Source organism: Marinovum sp. PR37, assembly GCF_028807375.1.
In the GTDB taxonomy this organism is placed as follows: domain Bacteria; phylum Pseudomonadota; class Alphaproteobacteria; order Rhodobacterales; family Rhodobacteraceae; genus Marinovum; species Marinovum algicola.
This window is the reverse complement of sequence record NZ_JARAML010000004.1, coordinates 192,855-211,708: the sequence shown is the minus strand read 5'-3', so window position 1 is coordinate 211,708 and position 18,854 is coordinate 192,855. Positions and strand designations below refer to the sequence as shown.

The following is an 18,854-nucleotide window of genomic DNA, read 5'->3' as shown; positions in this document are numbered from 1 at the left end:
GCAAAACAAACGAGGACCGGGCAGGTCCAGACAAGTTGAGGCACGAGTGGGCATGTCGAGCAGGGCAGGCTCCCGAGTAGCGGTGTTGATGGGTGGCCCTTCTGCCGAGCGCGAAGTGTCACTGTCTTCCGGGCGCGAATGCGCCAAGGCGCTCAGGAGCGAAGGCTTTGAAGTCGTTGAAATAGATGCCGGGCCGGATCTGGCCGCGCGGCTCGCCGAGGCGCAGCCCGACGTTGTCTTCAACGCGCTGCACGGCCGTTGGGGCGAAGATGGCTGCGTGCAGGGCCTGCTGGAGTGGCTGCATCTGCCCTATACCCATTCCGGCGTGCTGGCCTCGGCGCTGGCGATGGACAAGCAGCGTTCGAAAGAGGTCTATCGCGCCGCCGGGCTGCCGGTGGTCGACAGCGTGATCGCCACCGCCGCCGAGGTGCGCCAGCGTCACGTTCTGCCCCCGCCCTACGTGGTCAAACCCAACAACGAAGGCTCTTCGGTGGGCGTCTACCTGATCGACGCGGAAAACAACGGCCCGCCGCAGCTCTCTGACGACATGCCGGAAGAGGTGATGGTCGAGGCCTTTGCGCCGGGCCGTGAGCTGACCACCACGGTTATGGGCGCCGGAGAGAACGATCCTGGGGCGCTGGCGGTGACCGATATCCTGACCACCGGCTGGTATGACTACGACGCCAAGTACAAGGAAGGCGGATCGCGCCACGTGGTGCCTGCCGACATCCCGCAGGAGATCGCCGACGCCTGTCTCGACTACGCCCTGCGCGCCCATGTGGCGCTGGGCTGTCGCGGGGTGAGCCGCACCGATTTCCGCTGGGACGAGGGCAGGGGGCTTGCCGGGCTGATCCTGCTCGAGACCAACACCCAGCCCGGCATGACACCGACCTCGCTGGTCCCCGAACAGGCGGCGCATCAGGGGATCGATTTCGGCAGGCTCTGCGCCTGGATGGTGGAGGATGCGTCATGCCACCGCTGAACGAGCCCCCCCGCAGCCGCATCCACCGCGCCTATCACCCGGCCCATGGCGGCCCCGAGCCGAAGCCCTTGCCGCACCCCGCGCCGCGCCCCAAGGCCGATCCGGCGCCCTCGCGCTGGGCCTACCGGATGCAGCGGCTGATGCTGACGCCGCTGTTTCGCCAGGGGCTGCGCCTCGGTCTGCCGTTGGCGGCGGCCTTTCTGATCGGCAGTATCTATTTCGCCAGCGACACCCGCCGCGAGGCCTTCAACCAGACCCTGAGCGACATGCGCGACGCCATCGAGCAGCGCGAGGAATTCATGGTCAAGCTGATGCAGGTCGACGGTGCCGGCGAAGAGGTGGCGCAGGACATCCGGGAAATCCTGCCGGTGGAATTCCCGGTTTCCTCCTTCCATCTCGAGCTCGACCACATGCGCGACACCATTGCCGGTCTCGACGCGGTGGAGCGGGTCAGCCTCAGGATCAAACCCGGCGGCGTTCTTCAGGTCGACGTGACCGAGCGCATTCCGGCGGTGGTCTGGCGCTCGGCGCAGGGGCTCGAGCTTCTGGACGACGGCGGGTTTCGCGTGGCGCAGCTGAAAAGCCGCTACGACCGGCTCGACCTGCCGGTGATCGCCGGCGCCGACGCCGACAAACACGTGGACGAGGCGCTGCGCCTGATCTCGGCGGCGGCGCCGGTCTCGGGGCGGCTGCGCGGGCTCGAGCGGATCGGCCAGCGGCGCTGGGATGTGGTGCTGGATCGCGGTCAGCGCATCCTCTTGCCCGAAGACAAGCCGGTGCAGACGCTCGAGCGGGTTCTGGCGCTCGATTCCATCACGCCGAACGGCATGCTGGAGCGCGACCTCGCGGTTGTCGACATGCGGCTGGCGCGCCGGCCCACCATTAGACTGAATACCAACGCGGTCGAAGAACTGCGGAAAATCAAGGCAGACGAGCTTGGAGTGACGTCACGATGATCGAGCTGTACGAATCCCAACGCGCGATGCGCAACATGCGCAAGGCGGCCATGCAACGTGGCGTGATTGCCATCCTCGACGTCGGCAGCGCCAAGATCGCCTGCCTCGTCCTGCGCTTTGACGGCACCGAAAAGGTCTCGGACGCCGGTGTCGGATCGCTCGCGGGGCAAAGCGGGTTCCGCGTGATCGGTGCCGCCACCACCCGTTCGCGCGGCGTGCGCTTCGGCGAGATCGCGGCGATGGGCGAGACCGAGCGGGCGATCCGCACCGCGCTGCAATCGGCGCAGAAAATGGCCGGCATCCGGGTGGATCACGTGATCGCCTGTTTCTCGGGCGCCGAGCCGCGCTCTTACGGGCTGGCCGGCCAGGTCGAGGTGCATGGCCAGACCGTGGATGAGCAGGACGTGGCCCGGGTGCTGTCGGCCTGCGACGTGCCCGATTTCGGCCACGGCCGCGAGGTGCTGCACGCCCAGCCGGTGAATTTCGCGCTCGATCACCGCTCGGGCCTCTCCGATCCGCGCGGTCAGATCGGCCATACGCTCTCGACCGACATGCACATGCTGACCGTCGACGGCCAGGCGATCCAGAACCTGGCGCATTGCGTCAAACGCTGCGATCTGGAACTCGCCGGCCTGGCCTCTTCGGCGTATGTCGGCGGCATCGCCGCGCTGGTCGAGGACGAACAGCAGCTTGGCGCGGCCTGCATCGACATGGGCGGCGGGTCGACCGGCATATCGATCTTCATGAAGAAACACATGATCTACACCGATGCGGTGCGCATGGGCGGCGATCACGTCACCTCGGACATTTCGATGGGCTTGCAGGTGCCGATGGCCATGGCCGAACGCATCAAGACCGTGCATGGCGGGCTGGTCGCCACCGGTATGGACGACCGCGAGATGATCGGCATCGGCGGCGAGACCGGCGATTGGGAACATGATCGCCGCACGGCCAGCCGGGCCGAGCTGATCGGCATCATGCGGCCGCGGGTCGAGGAGATCCTCGAAGAAGTGCGGGTGCGGCTCGATGCGGCGGGTTTCGAACATCTGCCCAGCCAGCAGATCGTGCTCACCGGCGGCGCCAGCCAGATCCCCGGGCTCGATGCCCTGGCCAGCCGCATTCTGGGCCACCAGGTCCGCCTGGGGCGGCCTCTGCGGGTCCACGGGCTGCCGCAGGCGGTCACAGGGCCGGGCTTTTCCGCGGCGGTGGGGCTCAGCCTCTTTGCGGCCCATCCGCAAGACGAATGGTGGGATTTCGACCTGCCGGTCGATCGCTATCCGGCGCGGTCGCTCAAACGCGCGGTGAAGTGGTTCCGCGACAACTGGTAGGCGCCGAAGCGGCGCAGATTTGTGGACGATTCTACGGAGAAGGTGGCCCGTATCGGGGCCGCCTAGTGGGCGTTGCACGGCAATTCCGCCATATCTGGCGCACTCTCCGAGATCGGGGCGGATGTGGCAATTTTTTGCCCACATTTTGCGGCGTTTCCGGGTTTTTTACGTGACGCCCGGGTATCGCTCCGTCATAATGGGGGGTAATAGGCAGCAAAATGCCCGGGCAGGGCATGACAAGCAGGCGGACAAGGCGGACAGTTATGACATTGAATCTTTCGGTACCCGGACACGATGAACTGCGGCCCCGCATCACGGTCTTCGGCGTGGGCGGTGCAGGCGGTAACGCGGTCAACAACATGATCGAGAAGCAGCTCGAAGGCGTCGAATTCGTGGTTGCCAACACCGATGCGCAGGCATTGCAGCAATCCAACGCCGAGGCCCGCGTCCAGCTGGGCGTGAAGGTCACCGAGGGGCTGGGCGCCGGCGCCAAGGCGACCATCGGCGCCGCCGCGGCCGAGGAAAGCATCGAACAGATCGTCGATCACCTGGCCGGCGCGCATATGTGTTTCATCACCGCCGGCATGGGCGGCGGCACCGGCACCGGCGCCGCGCCGATCATCGCACAGGCGGCGCGCGAACTGGGTGTTCTGACCGTCGGCGTGGTCACCAAGCCGTTCCAGTTCGAGGGCTCGAAGCGGATGCGCCAGGCCGAGGACGGCGTCGAGGCGCTGCAAAAGGTCGTCGATACGCTGATCATCATTCCCAACCAGAACCTGTTCCGGCTGGCGAATGAAAAGACCACCTTCACCGATGCCTTCTCGATGGCCGACGATGTGCTCTATCAGGGCGTCAAGGGCGTGACCGACCTGATGGTGCGCCCGGGCCTGATCAACCTCGACTTTGCCGACGTTCGTGCGGTGATGGACGAGATGGGCAAGGCGATGATGGGCACCGGCGAGGCCGATGGCGAGGATCGGGCGATCCAGGCCGCCGAGAAGGCGATCGCCAACCCGCTGCTCGACGAAATCTCGCTGCGCGGCGCCAAGGGCGTGCTGATCAACATCACCGGCGGCACCGACCTGACGCTGTTCGAGCTGGACGAGGCGGCCAACCGCATCCGCGAGGAAGTGGACGCGGACGCCAACATCATCGTCGGCTCGACCCTCGACGACGCGATGCAGGGCCAGATGCGCGTGAGCGTTGTCGCCACCGGCATCGACGCCTCGGGTGTGCAGCATGACATCCCCGTGCCGCGCCGGTCGCTGGCCGAGCCGCTCAAGCAGGTTCCGGCCGCCGAAGAGCAGACCGAGGAGCAGGCGGTTGCCGCCCGCGCCGAAGAACCGCAGCAGCCGGTCTACCAGGAGGCCGAGCCGCAGGTCGCCGCCGCCGAAGAGCCCTCGCTCTTCGAAAGCTTCGAGCCGCGCGTCGAAGAGACCGCAGAAGACGACCTGCCGCCGCCGGCTTATCAGCCCGAGGTCCAGCAGTTCGAACCGCGCGCCCAGCACAGCCCGCAATACGAGGACGACGAGGCCGAGAGCTTCGTGGCGCCCAAGGCCCCCGCGGCCGGCACCCCATCGCCCGAAGCCATGGCCCGCCTTCAGGCCGCCGCCGCCCGCGCCGGGGGAGGCTTCCCCAAGGAGCAGCAGGCCGCCCCGCAAGAGCCGGCCGAGGTCGAGCGCCCGCGCTTCGGCATCAACTCGCTGATCGGCCGGATGACCGGCAACAGCCAGGACGGGCAGGGGCAGCAACCCGCACGTCGCCAGCAGCCGCCGGTGCAATCGCCCGCGACGAATTACGCGCCCGAGCCGCAGGCCGACCCCGAGCAGGAGCGGATCGAAATTCCCGCCTTCCTGCGCCGTCAGGCCAACTGATCACCGCCCTCGCAAGAGGCCGGCCAAGGGCTCCCGCAAGGGGGCCCTTTTGCGATTCCAGCCGCCGTCAGGGAGCTGGATCACGAGGCATTTTGCCGGTTGAAGTGTTAACATTCCGCTACGGAAAGGCGTTTCGGATCACCGGAATTTATGTCACGGCCGCTGAAATAAGGCCCGTTTCCGGTCACGTTCGACCCTGAAATGGCCTGTGGATGGCTTGATTTATAGTCCTTTATTCAATCACTTACATGGCAAACGCGGGTTTCCGCCTGCTGTGTGACGGATATGTTTCATAGCGTTGCAATACGTTATTTGAGCATCTCCGTCCGAGATCCTAATTCCCTTTCATCGCCGGCTCGCAGTGGGGAACCGCCGGCTCACGCACACCAGACTCTCCACTGCACGCTCGGGCACAGCGCCCGCCGCGACGATGAAGCCGAAAGGAAGACCATGCAGGCCACGATCAAGAATACAGTCCGTTTCGACGGTGTCGGCCTGCACTCGGGCCGTCCGGTCCGCATGGTGATCTCTCCGGCCTCTGCCGGCTATGGCATTTGGTTCAAACGCACCGACATCCGGTTTGGCGATGCCATGGTTCCGGCCCGCTGGGACGCGGTCGACCGGTCGCCGCTCTGCACCCGCATCCGCAATGCCGCTGGCGTCGAGGTCAGCACCATCGAACATGTGATGGCCGCGCTTGCCGGCTGTGGCATTCACAACGCCCTGATCGAGATCGACGGCCCCGAAGTGCCGATCCTCGACGGCTCGGCCGCGCCCTTTGTTGATGCAATTCTGGGCCGTGGCATCCGCCGCCTCGACACGCCGGTGATGGCGATCAAGGTCGACAAGACGGTGACCGTGGAAACCGACAGTGGCTGGGCCCGCCTGTCGCCCGCCGACACATTCACCATGTCGTTCCACATCGATTTCACCGATGCCGCAATCGGCAGCCAGGACAAGCGCCTGGTGCTGTCCAACGGCACCTTCGTGCGCGAGCTTTGTGACAGCCGCACCTTCTGCCGCCAGGCCGACGTCGATGCCATGCGCGCCAATGGCCTGGCCCTCGGCGGCACGCTGGAAAACGCGGTGGTGGTCGATGGCGACAAGGTGCTCAGCCCCGGCGGGCTGCGTCACAGCGACGAGCCGGTGCGCCACAAGATGCTGGACGCCCTGGGCGATCTGGCCCTCGCCGGGGCGCCGATCCTTGGCCATTACACCGGCCACCGCGCCGGCCACTCGATGACCAACATGCTGCTGCATGCGCTGTTCAACACCCCCGGCGCCCTGCGTCTGGTCGAGGTTGACGGCGCCGATGCGGCGCGTCTGCCCGGTGTCGGCGTGGTTCCGCAGGACATGCCCGCCGTGGCGTGAAATCCGCGATCGCCGGTTTTTGCGCCCGCCTCGTCTTGGCGGGCGTTTCCATCTCAGACGATGTGTCGTATGCCCTTTCAGAGACTTAACGCTTCGTGTTAGGACGTGACGCAACCCGGGCCGCGCAACAGGCGGGATCGATCCGGGATCTTGGGTGAGGAAGTGACAGGCATGACGGGCGACAGACCGCTGAAAGGCAGGACATCGCGGGCCATCGCTATTGCGCTGGTGGCTGGTCTCACGCTGGCAAGCTGCTCCGGCGGCACGTTCCGCAACGCCCGTGGCAACATCGGTTTCGGCGACACGCCGATCGAGGCCTATACCGCCGAACAGATCTATGAGCGCGGCGAATACGAGCTCGAGCGCAATGCCTATGGCGAGGCGGCAGAGTTCTTTTCCGAGATCGAGCGGCTCTATCCCTATTCCGAATGGGCCAAGCGGGCGCTGATCATGCAGGCCTTTGCCCATCACAAGGACAAGGAATACGAAGAGGCGCGCGCGGTGGCGCAGCGCTATGTCGATTTCTATCCGGCCGATGACGATGCAGCTTATGCCCAGTACCTTCTGGCGCTGTCCTACTACGATCAGATCGACGAGGTCGGCCGCGACCAGGGCCTGACCTTCCAGGCGCTGCAAGCGCTGCGCACGGTAATCGAACGGTATCCCGACAGCGGCTATGCCCGCTCGGCAATCCTGAAATTCGACCTCGCCTTCGATCATCTTGCGGGCAAGGAGATGGAAATCGGGCGCTATTATCTCAAGCGCAAGCATTACACTTCGGCGATCAACCGCTTCCGCGTGGTGGTCGAGGATTTCCAGACCACCACCCACACCGCCGAGGCGCTGCACCGTCTGGTCGAGAGCTATCTCTCGCTGGGTCTCACCCGCGAGGCCCAGACCGCCGGCGCGATTCTCGGCTACAACTACCAGTCCACCGAATGGTACGAAGACAGCTATCGTCTGCTGACCGGGCAGGGGCTGGAACCCGAGGTCTTTGACGGCACCTGGCTGGGGGCCATCTATCGGCAGATGGTCAAAGGTGAATGGCTGTAAGTCATCGGTGGGAACACGTCTCGCGCCACGGAGCATCTGATGCTGCGCACGCTTGATATCCGCGATATGCTGATCATCGATCACCTCGAGCTGGCCTTTCAGCCGGGGTTGAACGTACTCACCGGTGAAACCGGTGCCGGCAAGTCGATCCTGCTGGATTCGCTGGGCTTCGTGCTGGGCTGGCGCGGCCGGGCCGAGCTGGTGCGCGCCGGGGCCAAACAGGGCGAGGTGGTGGCCGAATTCGACCTGCCGCCGGGCCATGCCGCCTTTGCGGTGCTGGAAGAGGCCGGCCTGCCGGTCACGGACGAACTGATCCTGCGCCGGGTCAACACCGCCGAGGGCCGCAAGACTGCCTGGGTCAACGACCGCCGCTGTTCGGGCGAGGTGCTGCGGCAGCTCTCGGAGACGCTGGTGGAACTGCACGGCCAGCACGATGACAGGGGGCTGCTCAACCCGCGTGGCCACCGCCGCATCCTCGATGCCTTTGCCGGGGTCGAGGCCGAGCTGGCGGCCACCCGCGGCGCCTGGAAAGCACTTTCGCAGGCCCGCAAGGCGCTGACCGGGGCCGAAACCGCGCTGGCCGCTATGCGCGAGGAAGAGGATTTCCTGCGCCATGCGGTGGGCGAGCTGGACGCGCTGTCGCCGCAGCCCGGCGAGGATGCCGAACTGGATGCCAAGCGCCGGATGATGCAGCAATCCGAGCGCATCCGCGAAGACATCCAGCGGGCCGGGCAGGCGCTGGGCAATGACGGGGCCGAGGGGGCGATGGGCGACGCCATGCGCTGGCTCGACGGGGTGGCCGACCGCGCCGAAGGCCGGCTCGACGCGCCGCTGGCGGCTCTGGGCCGGGCGATGGAAGAACTCGACCAGGCCGCGCGCGGCGTCGAAGAGACCCTTGAGGCGCTGGCCTTCAACCCGCATGAGCTGGAAGAGGCCGAAGAGCGGCTTTTTGCCATCCGGGGCCTCGCGCGCAAGCATCAGGTGACCTCCGAGGAACTGCCCGATCTGGCCGAGACCCTATCGGCCAAGCTCGCCCGACTCGATGCCGGCGATGCCGGCATTGCCGATCTGCGCAAGGCGGCGACCGAGGCAGAAGCCAGCTATGACGCCGCCGCCGACGCGCTGTCCCGGGCCCGGCAGACCGCCGCACTGCGGCTCGACGCGGCGGTCACCGCCGAGCTGGCGCCGCTCAAGATGGAGCGCGCGGTCTTTGCCACCCGGATTACCGAAGACCCGGCCGGCCCGGAGGGCCGCGATGCCGTGGCCTTTACCGTCGCGACCAACCCGGGCGCCCCGGCCGGACCAATCGGCAAGATCGCCTCGGGCGGCGAATTGAGCCGGTTCCTGCTGGCGCTCAAGGTCTGCCTGGCCGAGGGCAATTCCGGTGTCACGCTGATTTTCGACGAGATCGACCGCGGCGTCGGCGGCGCCACCGCCGATGCGGTGGGCCGTCGGCTGGCGGCGCTGGCCGCCGAGGGGCAGGTGCTGGTCGTCACCCATTCGCCGCAGGTCGCGGCGCTTGGTGCGCATCACTGGCGGGTCGAGAAACGCGTGGCGGCGGAACAGACCCTCTCCAGCGTCGTGCCGCTCGATGCCGGCGACCGGGTTGACGAGATCGCCCGCATGGTTGCCGGCGACACGGTGACCGACGAGGCGCGCGCCGCCGCCCGGGCGCTGCTCGCGGGATAACCAATCCGGCCCTGCGGGTGCTGCCTCAATCGCCCTGCGGCACCAGCTTGCCCGGGTTGAGGATGTTCTTCGGATCGAGTGCCCGCTTGATATCGCCCATCACCTGCCAGCCGTCGCCATGTTCGGCCGGCATGAAGCCCAGCTTGCCCATGCCGACCCCATGTTCCCCCGTCGAGGTGCCGCCCAGGGCGAGCGCCCGCCGCACCATCCGGTCCGAGAGCGCGCGCGCCTCTTCGAGTTCTTCGGGGCGGCTCTCGTCGATCAGCAGCACCGCATGGAAATTGCCATCGCCCACATGGCCGAGGATCGGCCCGGGGATCGTGCCCGCGGCGATATCCGCCTGGGTCGCCTCCACCGCCTCGGCCAGCCGCGAGATCGGCACGCAGATGTCGGTGACCAGCGCCCGCGCGCCCCGGCGCGTGGCGAGAATGGCGTAAAAGGCGTTGTGCCGCATCGCCCAGAGCGCCTTGCGCTCCTCGGGCTTTACCGACCAGTCGAAACCCAGCGCGCCATGGTCGGCCGCGATTTCGCCGAAAAGGCGCGATTGCTCGGCCACCGCCGCCTCGGAGCCGTGGAATTCCAGCAGCAGATGCGGCAGCAGCGGCAAGTCCATCCCGGCATAGGCATTCACCGCCGCCGCGCTGGCGGCATCGAGAAACTCGATCCGCGCCATCGGCAGGCCGAGCTGGATGGTGTCGGTCACCGCCGCCACTGCCGCGCCCATGTCGGGAAAGGCGCAGACCCCGGCGCCGATCGCCTCGGGCTGGCCGTGCAGCCGCAGCGTCAGCTCGGTGATCAGCCCCAGCGTGCCCTCGCTGCCCACCATCAGCCCGGTCAGATCGAAGCCGGCCGCGGATTTGCGCGCCCGCGTGCCGGTGCGGATCACCCGGCCGTCGGCCAGCACCACCTCGAGCGCCAGCACATTGTCGCGCATCGTGCCATAGCGCACCGCCGTGGTGCCGCTGGCGCGGGTCGCCGCCATGCCGCCAAGCGCCGCATTGGCGCCGGGATCGACCGGAAAGAACAGCCCCGTGGCGCGCAGCTCCTCGTTCAGCGCCTCGCGGGTCAGCCCGGGCTGGACGGTGACGTCCATGTCCTCCGGCCGCAGCGCGACAAGCCGCGCCATGCGCGAGAAATCCACCACCACGCCGCCCCGCACGGCGAGCGAATGCCCCTCGAGCGAGGTGCCGGTGCCCCAGGCCACCACCGGCAGCTCATGCGCGGCGCAGATCGCCACCAGTTTCGAGACTTCTTCGGTGCTTTGCGGATAGGCCACCGCATCGGGCAGCATCGGGGCAAAATAGCTCTCCGAGCGGCCATGCAGGGCCAGATCCGACTTGGACAGAGACAATCTCTGGCCTAACAAGGACTTGAGTGCCGTAATGGCCTTGTCGTCCTGCGCCCTTTGTCTGGTCATGGTTTCGCCCCTGATCTCGGAAATCGCGCATATCTACCGCAGCGGCTCAGGCGCGCAAAGACGTGATCGAACGATATGGCAAATACCGATAGAAATCCCGCCATTCGCCAGCTGCGCGAGATGCGCGCGGTGTTCGATCGCGGCTGGCAGCTGCTGCGCCATCGCGGGCCCAGCCAGATCCAGTTCTGGTTCATCGCCCTGATGATCGGCATCGCCGCCGGTTTCGCGGCGCTGTTGTTCCGCCGGGCGATCGAATGGCTACAGGCCACGCTCTACGGCACCGACGACATCACCCAGCTGCACACCTTCGCCAATTCGCTCGACTGGTTCTGGGTGCTGATCATCCCCATGGGCGGCGGCGTGACCGTGGGGCTGATCCTGTATTTCTTTACCGATGACGGCCGGGTCCGCGCGGTGGCCGACGTGATCGAGGGCGCGGCGCTGAATGACGGGCGGGTCGAGAAAAAGGCCGGCCTCGCCTCGGCCGCCTCGTCGCTGATCACCCTGTCGACCGGCGGCTCGACGGGGCGCGAAGGTCCCGTGGTGCATATCGCCGCGATGATCTCGTCCTGGGTGTCCAACGTATTGCATGCCGATGGCATCACCGGCCGCGATCTGCTGGGCTGCGCCGTGGCGGCGGCGGTTTCCGCCAGTTTCAACGCCCCCATCGCCGGCGCGCTCTTTGCGCTCGAGGTGGTGCTGCGCCATTTCGCCCTGCACAGTTTCGCCCCCATTGTCGTGGCCTCGGCCGCCGGCACGGTGATCAACCGGCTGGCCTTTGGCGATGTCACCGAATTCACGCTGCCCGGCACCACCGCGCTCGAGTTCTACCTCGAACTGCCGGCCTTCCTGATCCTCGGGCTGGTCTGCGGGCTGGTCTCGGTGATCATGATCCGCGGCATCTTCTGGGCCGACGATCTGGAAAGTCGGATCCAGAGCCGCATCGGCCTGCCGTACTGGATACGCCCGATGCTGGCCGGGGCGATCCTCGGCGGCATGGCGATCTTCTTTCCGCATATCATCGGCGTCGGCTACGAGACCACCTCGCTGGCGCTGACCGGCCAGCTCCTGCTCTGGCAGGCGGTGGTCTATGCGGTGATCAAGGTTCTGGCCGTCGCGGTCACCATGGCCGGCCGCATGGGCGGCGGCATGTTCTCGCCCTCGCTGATGGTGGGGGCGCTAACCGGGCTGGCCTTCGGGCTGATCGCCACCTCGCTTTTTCCCGAGCAATCCGGCGCCTTCACCCTCTATGCGCTGGCCGGCATGGGGGCGGTGGCGGCGGCGGTGCTGGGCGCGCCGATCTCGACCACGCTGATCGTCTTCGAGCTGACCGGCGACTGGCAGACCGGGCTGGCGGTGATGGTTTCGGTCTCGATGTCCACCGCGCTGGCCTCACGGCTGGTCGACCGGTCGTTCTTCCTGACCCAGCTGGAACGCCGCGGGGTGCATCTGGCGGCGGGCCCGCAAGCCTATCTGTTGGCGATGTTCCGGGTGGCCCAGGTGATGCGGCCGATGGACGACCCCCAGGCTCCCTCGGAAGCCACCTGCTGGGAGATGGTGGAAACCGGCGTCTATCTCAACGCCAGTGCCACGCTGGAAACCGCCCTTCCCATGTTCGAGACCTCGGGCGTCGCATTCCTGCCGGTGGTGGCGATCCGTGGCGAAGGCCAGCCGCCCGAATTGCGCGGCGCGCTGTTCCACGTCGACGCGCTCAAGGCCTACAACCAAGCGCTCGCCGCCACGGCGGAAGAGGAACACAGCTAGCCGGCGCTCAGAGCTCTTCGATCTGAAGGTAATCGCCGGGCTGAAAGGCCAGATATCCCTTGATCGCCGCCGCGGCCTCCTTGGGATCCTCATAAGACCAGACCACATCGGTCAGGGTCCGGTTCTTGGCCTCGATCGAATAATAGCTGGCGGTGCCCTTGTGCGGGCAGGTGGTGACGGTCTCGGAGGGTTCAAGAAAGGCCATGGCGATGTCGCTGCGCGGGAAATAGATCACCGGCTTGTGGCCGTCTTCGAGCAGTTCCAGCGCATTGCTGCTTTCGCCCAGCACGGCGCCGCTGGCACGCACCACCCATTTGCCTTCGGCCTTCACGATCCTGATCGTCATCTCACTCTCCCCAATACGGCGTCCACATAAGATCGCCCGAACATGGCCCGGGCGGTGTAACAGCCTTGTGTCAGATTTCTGCGGTTGCGGCATCCAACCACATCGCCGCCCGCTTGCCCAGCCTTGGCCGCAACATGTGTCGGCAGGTCGCATGATACTGGTTCAACCAGTCCCGTTCCTCCGCCGTCAGGCGCTCGGCCAGGATCAGCCGCCGGTCGATCGGCACCCAGGTCAGCGTTTCCCAATCCAGCATCTCCTTGACCGTGCCCTCGGGCAGGGGGGCGGCCTTGCGGACGGCCATCAGGTTCTCGATCCGGATGCCGAAAGCGCCCTCCTTGTAGAACCCGGGCTCGTTCGACAGGATCATGCCCTCGCGCAGCTTTTCCATTCCGGTGCGTGCCAGCCTCTGCGGCCCTTCGTGCACACAGAGATAGGCGCCGACCCCGTGGCCGGTGCCATGGCCGTAATCCTGCCCGGCCATCCACAGCGGCATCCGCGCCAGCGCATCCAGATCGCGCCCCGACAGCCCCTCGGGCCAGCGCGCCCGGCTCATGGCGATCATGCCTTGCAGCACCCGGGTAAAGGCCGCCTGCGCCGCCTCCGGTGCGGCGCCGATCGCCAGGGTCCGGGTGATATCCGTCGTACCGTCCAGATACTGCCCGCCGCTGTCGACCAGCAAAAGCTCGCCATCGGCCAGCTTGCGATTGCTTTCCTCGCTGACCCGGTAATGCACGATGGCGCCGTTCGGACCCGATCCGCTGATCGTCTCGAACGAGATATCGAGCAGCGCCCCGGTGTCCCGGCGAAACCCTTCCAGCGCCGTCACCACGTCGATCTCGGTCAGGTCGCCCGGTGCGGTCTCTTCCAGCCAGGCGAGAAACTCGCACATCGCCACCGCGTCGCGCTCATGCGCGGCCCGCATCCCGGCCAGCTCCTTGTCGGTCTTGCAGGCCTTGGGCAGCACGCAGGGGTCGCGGCCCTCGATCACCTCGGCGCGGATCGCATCGACCACCGCCAGCGGCACCGACTCCGGATCGATCAGCACCGGCCCCTCCAGCGCCTCAAGCGCCGCGGCAAAGCCCTCGGGTGCATGACAACGCACCTCGGGGCCGAGATCGACCTCGGAGAGCTTCCCCGCGGCCATGAAGAGATCGACAGTGCCATCATCGAACAGCAGCGCGAAGCCATGCGCCACCGGGTTGCGCGGAATGTCGCCGCCGCGAATGTTCAGCAGCCAGCAGAGCGAATCCGGCAGGGTGATCACGGCCACACCGGCCCCCAGACCGCGCACGTCCTCGGCCAGCGCCGCCCGCTTGTCGGCCGAGCTGCGCCCGGCCAGCGCATCGGGATGCGTCCTCACCGGCGCCATCGGCGGCCCCGGCTGATCCGGCCAGATCCGGTCCACCAGGTTCCCGACCCGGGCCAGCGCCACGCCGGAGCCTTTCAGCCCCGCCTCCAGCGCCCGCTGCTGTTTCAGCGTGTGCAGCCAGGGATCGATGCCCAGCGCGCCCTCGGGCAGATGCTCCCGGACCCAGGCCGCCGGCTGCACCTCGGGCCAGTCCACCGGGGTGAACTCCGCCGCCAATTGCTGGCGCGCCTGCACCCGGTAGCGGCCGTCGACAAAGACGCCGGCCGCCTCCGCCAGCACCACCGCGGCGCCGGCCGAGCCGGTGAAACCGGTGAGCCAGGCCAGCCGGTCATCGCGCGGCGCCACATACTCGCCCTGATGCGCATCCGCCTTGGGCACGACAAATCCGGCCAGCCCCTGATCCGCCATCACCTTGCGCAGCGCCGCCAGCCGCGGCGGGCCCTGTTCGGGCCGGGCCGTTACCTCGAAGGATTGAAACATCGTGCTTCCCAGTTCTTCCTCTTGCCGAAAATACCCTCGGGGGAGTCGCCAAAGGCGACGGGGGCAGAGCCCCCAGGCGCCCCATGCCGGCCCGCGCGGCGCGCCGTCAGCTGGCCTTGCGAATTCCCATCACCCGGGCGCGGGCCCGCGGATCGGTGTCGAAGAGCGCCGCCAGCTGCTCGGTCATCGCACCGGCCAGCTGCTCGACATCGGTGATCGTCACCGCCCGGTCGTAATAGCGCGTCACGTCGTGACCGATACCGATCGCCAGAAGCTCGACGGCGCGGCGCCGCTCGACCATGGCGATCACGTCGCGCAGGTGTTTCTCGAGGAAATTCGCCGGGTTCACCGAGAGCGTCGAATCGTCGACCGGCGCGCCATCGGAGATCACCATGAGGATCTTGCGCGCCTCGGGCCGGTGGATCATCCGGCGATGCGCCCATTCCAGCGCCTCGCCGTCGATGTTCTCCTTCAACAGCCCTTCCTTCATCATCAGCCCGAGGTTGGGCCGCGCCCTGCGCCAGGGCGCATCGGCGCCCTTGTAGACGATGTGGCGCAGGTCGTTGAGCCGTCCGGGCTGCTGCGCCCGGCCTTCGCCCAGCCATTTCTCGCGACTCAGACCGCCTTTCCAGGCCCGGGTGGTAAAGCCGAGGATCTCGACCTTGACCGAACAGCGCTCCAGCGTGCGGGCCAGCACATCGGCGCAGATCGCGGCGATCGAAATCGGCCGGCCGCGCATCGAGCCGGAATTGTCCAGCAGCAGCGTCACCACCGTGTCGCGGAACTCGGTGTCCTTTTCCACCTTGAACGACAGCGGCGTCGTCGGATTGGCCACCACCCGCGCCAGCCGCCCGGCGTCGAGGATGCCTTCCTCGAGGTCGAATTCCCAGGACCGGCTCTGCTGCGCCTGAAGCCGGCGTTGCAGCTTGTTGGCGAGGCGGCTGACCGCGCCTTTCAGCGGCTCGAGCTGCTGGTCGAGATAGGCGCGCAGCCGTTCCAGCTCGGCCGGATCGGCAAGCTCCTCGGCGTGGATTTCCTCGTCGAACTCGGTCGCGAAGACGGTGTAATCCGGGTCGGCCTCCGAGACCGGTGCCGGGGTCGGCGGCTCCAGCGGCGCCTCGCCCTCGGGCAGTTCGGTCTCTTCGCCGGCTTCGGTGTCGGACATGTCGTCCATCGTCACCTGCGCCTGGCTCGGATCCTGCTGGTCTTCCTGGCTCTGTTCCGGGCTGGCCTCGGTCTGATCGTCCTGGTCGTCGTCCTGCCCGGTGCTGTCGGGATCGCGGTCGTCGTCCTGGCTGTCCTCGGCCTGATCCTCCGACTCGTCCTCGAGATCGTCGGGATCCTCGCCCAGCTGATCGCCGTAGCCCAGATCCTGGATCACCCGCCGGGCCAGCTTGGCGAACTGGCTCTGATCGGCCAGCGTCTCCTGAAGATCGCCGAGCTGACCGCCGGCCTGATCCTCGATGAACCCGCGCCAGAGCTCCATCACATTGGCCGCGCCTTTCGGCATCTCGCGCCCGGTGGCGAGATGGCGGATCAGATAGCCCGCCGCCACCGAAAGCGGCGCATCCGAGGCCTGGGTGATCTGGTCATAGCCGCGTTTGTCGGCCTCGGCGCCGATCTTGGCGTCGATATTGCCGGCGGTGCCGGGCATGTCGCGCGCGCCCATCGCCTCGCAGCGGGCGGTTTCCATCGCCTCGTAGAGCTCGCGTGCCATGTCGCCCGGCGGCGCATAGCGATTGTGGGTCGCGGCGTCGTGGTACTTGTGCTTGAGCGCCAGCGCATCCGCCGTGCCGCGCGCCAGAAGCACCTCGTCCCGGGTCATCCGTCGGCTGACCTGCGGCAGCCGCATGGCATCGCCCGACACGCCCGAGGGGTCGACGGAATAAGATACCGTGAGCTCGGGATCGTCGGCCATCACCTTGGTGGCCTCGGCCAGCGCCTTCTTGAACGGATCTGCGGGATTGTCGGTCTGCGCCATGGGGTGCCTGCGGTCGGGATTGAAACAGCGTCAACGTAATCGCTCACGCAGGCAATGGCCAGAGACCAGGGCCGGGGATTTGCCGGCCAGGGGCGCAGGCCTCATCGCCGGAGGATCATCCGCCGGCAGGTGTCGATCCGCGAGGCCATGCGGGTGGCGGCCAGGTCGCGCCGTCGCGGGGTGGCACCGTATTGATTGCGGGCCAGCAGATGCGCGATCTGTACCCAGCCATCCACCCGCCAGCGCTGCGCCTGCCGGTCGCTTGCGGCATCGGGCAGCACCGCGCCGAGCAACATGTCGAAATCCTCGCGCATCTGCCCGGTGGCCTGTGACGAAGGGTCGCCCACCGCCGCCTGGCGCACCGACAGCGCCCAGAGCCGGCCGGCGCAGATCGCAAAAGCCTCGGCCCGGTCCCCGGGAGGCGGGGGCGCGGCAGGGGCGGCAGACCAGAACGACAGCACCAGAAAAGCCGCCGCCACAAGGGGGCGAAACACGGGGGTCATGTAACAATGCTATGATGGCGCCGCCGTTCCGGTCAACGAAAAGTATATACAAGGTCTATAAGATTTGAGCCATTGTCGCGGCATCCCCGGCACCTTCGATACCCCGGGTCAGCCTAGCAACAGCCCGGTGCATTCCGCCACGCGCATTTCGGCCAGCATGAGCGCGCGGCGGGCCTCTTCGGCATCCGGGTTGAAGGTGGCCCGGGTCAGCAGCGCTGCCTGCGCCATCTTGGCCTCGATCCGCAGATGCAGCACCTGGCGGCCGGCATCCGTGGGGCGCACCGCCTCCAGCAGACCGATCATCGCCGCGCGCTGCGCCTCGGTCCGCTCCGATCCGGCGCCGTCGAACATCCACTGATGCTCCATCTTCGCCGAAAGCCGGCCGGCGCAGGTGGCAAATAAGACAACCGGATTGTCCGGCGCCAGGGGCAGGGCCCGCGCTGGCGGCAGGGAGGAGAACACCGCCAGCACGAGACACAAGGCAAAAGTTTTCATACCGCTCATGATTTCAGCATAACACCAAAATTTCGTGTCACGTATTGAGCAGAATGAAAACTCTGGCCGGGTGTCGTGCCAGGGTAACGCTTGCAGATGCAGAAACGGCGCCCGAAGGCGCCGCAATTCCGGTTCGCAATGTCACGGCCCCAAAGAGGCGGAGCCGGGTTTATCCGAGGCTCAGGCTCGCCGCGCTCTCGGGCAGTTCCTCGTCGAAACAGCGCTGATAGAACTCGGCCACGGTCTGCCGCTCGAGCTCGTCGCACTTGTTGAGGAAGGACACCCGGAAGGCATAGCCCACATTGCGGAAGATCTCGGCGTTCTGGGCCCAGGCGATCACCGTCCGCGGGCTCATCACCGTCGAGAGGTCGCCGTTCATGAAGGCGGTCCGCGTCAGATCGGCAACGGTGACCATCTGCTTGACCTTCTTGCGGCCCTTCTCGGTGTTGTAATGCGGGCATTTCGCCAGAACGATGGCACATTCGGCATCAATCGAGAGATAGTTCAGCGTCGCCACCAGCGACCAGCGGTCCATCTGGCCCTGGTTGATCTGCTGGGTGCCGTGATAAAGGCCGGTGGTATCGCCCAGCCCCACGGTGTTGGCGGTGGCGAAGATGCGGAAATAGGGATGCGGGTGGATCACCTGGTTCTGGTCGAGCAGCGTCAGCTTGCCGTCAACCTCGAGCACCCGCTGGATCACGAACATCACGTCGGCGCGGCCGGCGTCATATTCGTCGAACACGATGGCGGTCGGGTTGCGCAGCGCCCAGGGCAGGATGCCCTCCTGGAACTCGGTGACCTGCTTGCCATCCTTGAGCTTGATCGCATCCTTGCCGATCAGGTCGATGCGCGAGATATGGCTGTCGAGGTTGACCCGCACCGCCGGCCAGTTCAGCCGCGCCGCCACCTGTTCGATATGGGTCGATTTCCCGGTGCCGTGGTAGCCTTGGATCATCACCCGGCGATTGTGGGAAAAGCCGGCCAGGATGGCCAGCGTGGTGTCGGGGTCGAACTTGTAGGTGCTGTCGACGTCCGGCACCCGTTCGCTGCGGTCGGCAAAGCCCTTGACCACCATGTCGGTATCGATGCCAAAGACATCGCGGACCGAGATTTCCTCGGAAGGTCTGGTATTGGGGTCCATCTGCCCGTCCGCCATGAGTGCGTCCTTTCCGGTGCCTGATCGCTGAATATGCGCTCCGGTTGGTGCACCATATTCACCGCAGTGGCAAGGGGAGGGGGCGGCGTT

Annotated in this window: 15 protein-coding genes; 8 read left to right on the top strand and 7 right to left on the bottom strand. The window is 66.8% G+C overall.

Annotated features, from left to right (window positions below):
- Nucleotides 1-52 precede the first annotated feature (52 nt).
- From PVW49_RS05525 to recN, 7 genes are all read left to right on the top strand, one after another.
- Nucleotides 53-982 carry a D-alanine--D-alanine ligase gene (locus PVW49_RS05525; protein ID WP_074835321.1) on the top strand — a complete coding sequence of 310 codons (930 nt, stop codon included), beginning with the start codon at nt 53-55 and terminating at the stop codon, nt 980-982.
- Nucleotides 970-1,938, top strand: a complete 969-nt coding sequence (locus PVW49_RS05520; RefSeq protein WP_083415957.1) for a cell division protein FtsQ/DivIB — start codon at nt 970-972, stop codon at nt 1,936-1,938. The genes PVW49_RS05525 and PVW49_RS05520 overlap by 13 nt, the downstream gene beginning before the upstream one ends.
- Nucleotides 1,935-3,266: a cell division protein FtsA gene (ftsA, locus tag PVW49_RS05515; protein WP_048530635.1), complete on the top strand. Its 1,332-nt coding sequence runs from the start codon at nt 1,935-1,937 to the stop codon at nt 3,264-3,266. The genes PVW49_RS05520 and ftsA overlap by 4 nt, the downstream gene beginning before the upstream one ends.
- A gap of 263 nt (nt 3,267-3,529) precedes the next feature.
- Entirely contained in the window at nt 3,530-5,140 is a 1,611-nt protein-coding gene (ftsZ, locus tag PVW49_RS05510; RefSeq protein ID WP_274590084.1) for a cell division protein FtsZ, read from the top strand.
- Nucleotides 5,141-5,590: 450 nt separating this feature from the next.
- Nucleotides 5,591-6,511 (top strand): UDP-3-O-acyl-N-acetylglucosamine deacetylase, encoded by a 921-nt coding sequence (lpxC, locus tag PVW49_RS05505; protein WP_048530640.1) that lies wholly within the window; start codon nt 5,591-5,593, stop codon nt 6,509-6,511.
- A gap of 171 nt (nt 6,512-6,682) precedes the next feature.
- Nucleotides 6,683-7,564, top strand: a complete 882-nt coding sequence (locus PVW49_RS05500; protein WP_074835318.1) for an outer membrane protein assembly factor BamD — start codon at nt 6,683-6,685, stop codon at nt 7,562-7,564.
- Between the two features lie 39 nt (nt 7,565-7,603).
- Nucleotides 7,604-9,253: a DNA repair protein RecN gene (gene recN, locus PVW49_RS05495; RefSeq protein ID WP_274562701.1), complete on the top strand. Its 1,650-nt coding sequence runs from the start codon at nt 7,604-7,606 to the stop codon at nt 9,251-9,253.
- Between the two features lie 25 nt (nt 9,254-9,278).
- Here recN and PVW49_RS05490 read toward each other — a convergent pair whose 3' ends face one another.
- The gene (locus PVW49_RS05490; protein ID WP_274590083.1) at nt 9,279-10,670 is read right to left on the bottom strand and encodes an FAD-binding oxidoreductase; all 1,392 of its coding nucleotides are present in this window, start codon (nt 10,668-10,670) and stop codon (nt 9,279-9,281) included.
- 75 nt (nt 10,671-10,745) lie between these two features.
- On the opposite strand from PVW49_RS05490, the gene PVW49_RS05485 reads away from it, so the two are divergent.
- Entirely contained in the window at nt 10,746-12,434 is a 1,689-nt protein-coding gene (locus tag PVW49_RS05485) for a chloride channel protein (RefSeq protein WP_371398784.1), read from the top strand.
- A gap of 7 nt (nt 12,435-12,441) precedes the next feature.
- Here PVW49_RS05485 and PVW49_RS05480 read toward each other — a convergent pair whose 3' ends face one another.
- From PVW49_RS05480 to cobS, 6 genes are all read right to left on the bottom strand, one after another.
- Nucleotides 12,442-12,780 carry a DUF427 domain-containing protein gene (locus tag PVW49_RS05480; RefSeq protein WP_048530650.1) on the bottom strand — a complete coding sequence of 113 codons (339 nt, stop codon included), beginning with the start codon at nt 12,778-12,780 and terminating at the stop codon, nt 12,442-12,444.
- 70 nt (nt 12,781-12,850) lie between these two features.
- Nucleotides 12,851-14,629 carry an aminopeptidase P family protein gene (locus PVW49_RS05475; protein ID WP_274590082.1) on the bottom strand — a complete coding sequence of 593 codons (1,779 nt, stop codon included), beginning with the start codon at nt 14,627-14,629 and terminating at the stop codon, nt 12,851-12,853.
- 106 nt (nt 14,630-14,735) lie between these two features.
- Nucleotides 14,736-16,610, bottom strand: coding sequence for a cobaltochelatase subunit CobT (gene cobT, locus PVW49_RS05470; RefSeq protein WP_074835310.1), 1,875 nt, complete (start codon nt 16,608-16,610; stop codon nt 14,736-14,738).
- Nucleotides 16,611-16,711: 101 nt separating this feature from the next.
- Complete coding sequence (locus PVW49_RS05465; protein WP_048530655.1) at nt 16,712-17,113, bottom strand: hypothetical protein; 402 nt, start codon at nt 17,111-17,113, stop codon at nt 16,712-16,714.
- A gap of 108 nt (nt 17,114-17,221) precedes the next feature.
- Nucleotides 17,222-17,608: a hypothetical protein gene (locus PVW49_RS05460; protein WP_274590081.1), complete on the bottom strand. Its 387-nt coding sequence runs from the start codon at nt 17,606-17,608 to the stop codon at nt 17,222-17,224.
- 169 nt (nt 17,609-17,777) lie between these two features.
- Nucleotides 17,778-18,764, bottom strand: a complete 987-nt coding sequence (gene cobS, locus PVW49_RS05455; protein WP_048530658.1) for a cobaltochelatase subunit CobS — start codon at nt 18,762-18,764, stop codon at nt 17,778-17,780.
- Nucleotides 18,765-18,854 lie beyond the last annotated feature (90 nt).

Coding starts and splice junctions, on each gene's coding strand:
- PVW49_RS05525 (WP_074835321.1), top strand. CDS start 53: ATGTCGAGCAGGGCAGGCTCCCGAGTAGCGGTGTTGATGGGTGGCCCT.
- PVW49_RS05520 (WP_083415957.1), top strand. CDS start 970: ATGCCACCGCTGAACGAGCCCCCCCGCAGCCGCATCCACCGCGCCTAT.
- ftsA (WP_048530635.1), top strand. CDS start 1,935: ATGATCGAGCTGTACGAATCCCAACGCGCGATGCGCAACATGCGCAAG.
- ftsZ (WP_274590084.1), top strand. CDS start 3,530: ATGACATTGAATCTTTCGGTACCCGGACACGATGAACTGCGGCCCCGC.
- lpxC (WP_048530640.1), top strand. CDS start 5,591: ATGCAGGCCACGATCAAGAATACAGTCCGTTTCGACGGTGTCGGCCTG.
- PVW49_RS05500 (WP_074835318.1), top strand. CDS start 6,683: ATGACGGGCGACAGACCGCTGAAAGGCAGGACATCGCGGGCCATCGCT.
- recN (WP_274562701.1), top strand. CDS start 7,604: ATGCTGCGCACGCTTGATATCCGCGATATGCTGATCATCGATCACCTC.
- PVW49_RS05490 (WP_274590083.1), bottom strand. CDS start 10,670: ATGACCAGACAAAGGGCGCAGGACGACAAGGCCATTACGGCACTCAAG.
- PVW49_RS05485 (WP_371398784.1), top strand. CDS start 10,746: ATGGCAAATACCGATAGAAATCCCGCCATTCGCCAGCTGCGCGAGATG.
- PVW49_RS05480 (WP_048530650.1), bottom strand. CDS start 12,780: ATGACGATCAGGATCGTGAAGGCCGAAGGCAAATGGGTGGTGCGTGCC.
- PVW49_RS05475 (WP_274590082.1), bottom strand. CDS start 14,629: ATGTTTCAATCCTTCGAGGTAACGGCCCGGCCCGAACAGGGCCCGCCG.
- cobT (WP_074835310.1), bottom strand. CDS start 16,610: ATGGCGCAGACCGACAATCCCGCAGATCCGTTCAAGAAGGCGCTGGCC.
- PVW49_RS05465 (WP_048530655.1), bottom strand. CDS start 17,113: ATGACCCCCGTGTTTCGCCCCCTTGTGGCGGCGGCTTTTCTGGTGCTG.
- PVW49_RS05460 (WP_274590081.1), bottom strand. CDS start 17,608: ATGAAAACTTTTGCCTTGTGTCTCGTGCTGGCGGTGTTCTCCTCCCTG.
- cobS (WP_048530658.1), bottom strand. CDS start 18,764: ATGGCGGACGGGCAGATGGACCCCAATACCAGACCTTCCGAGGAAATC.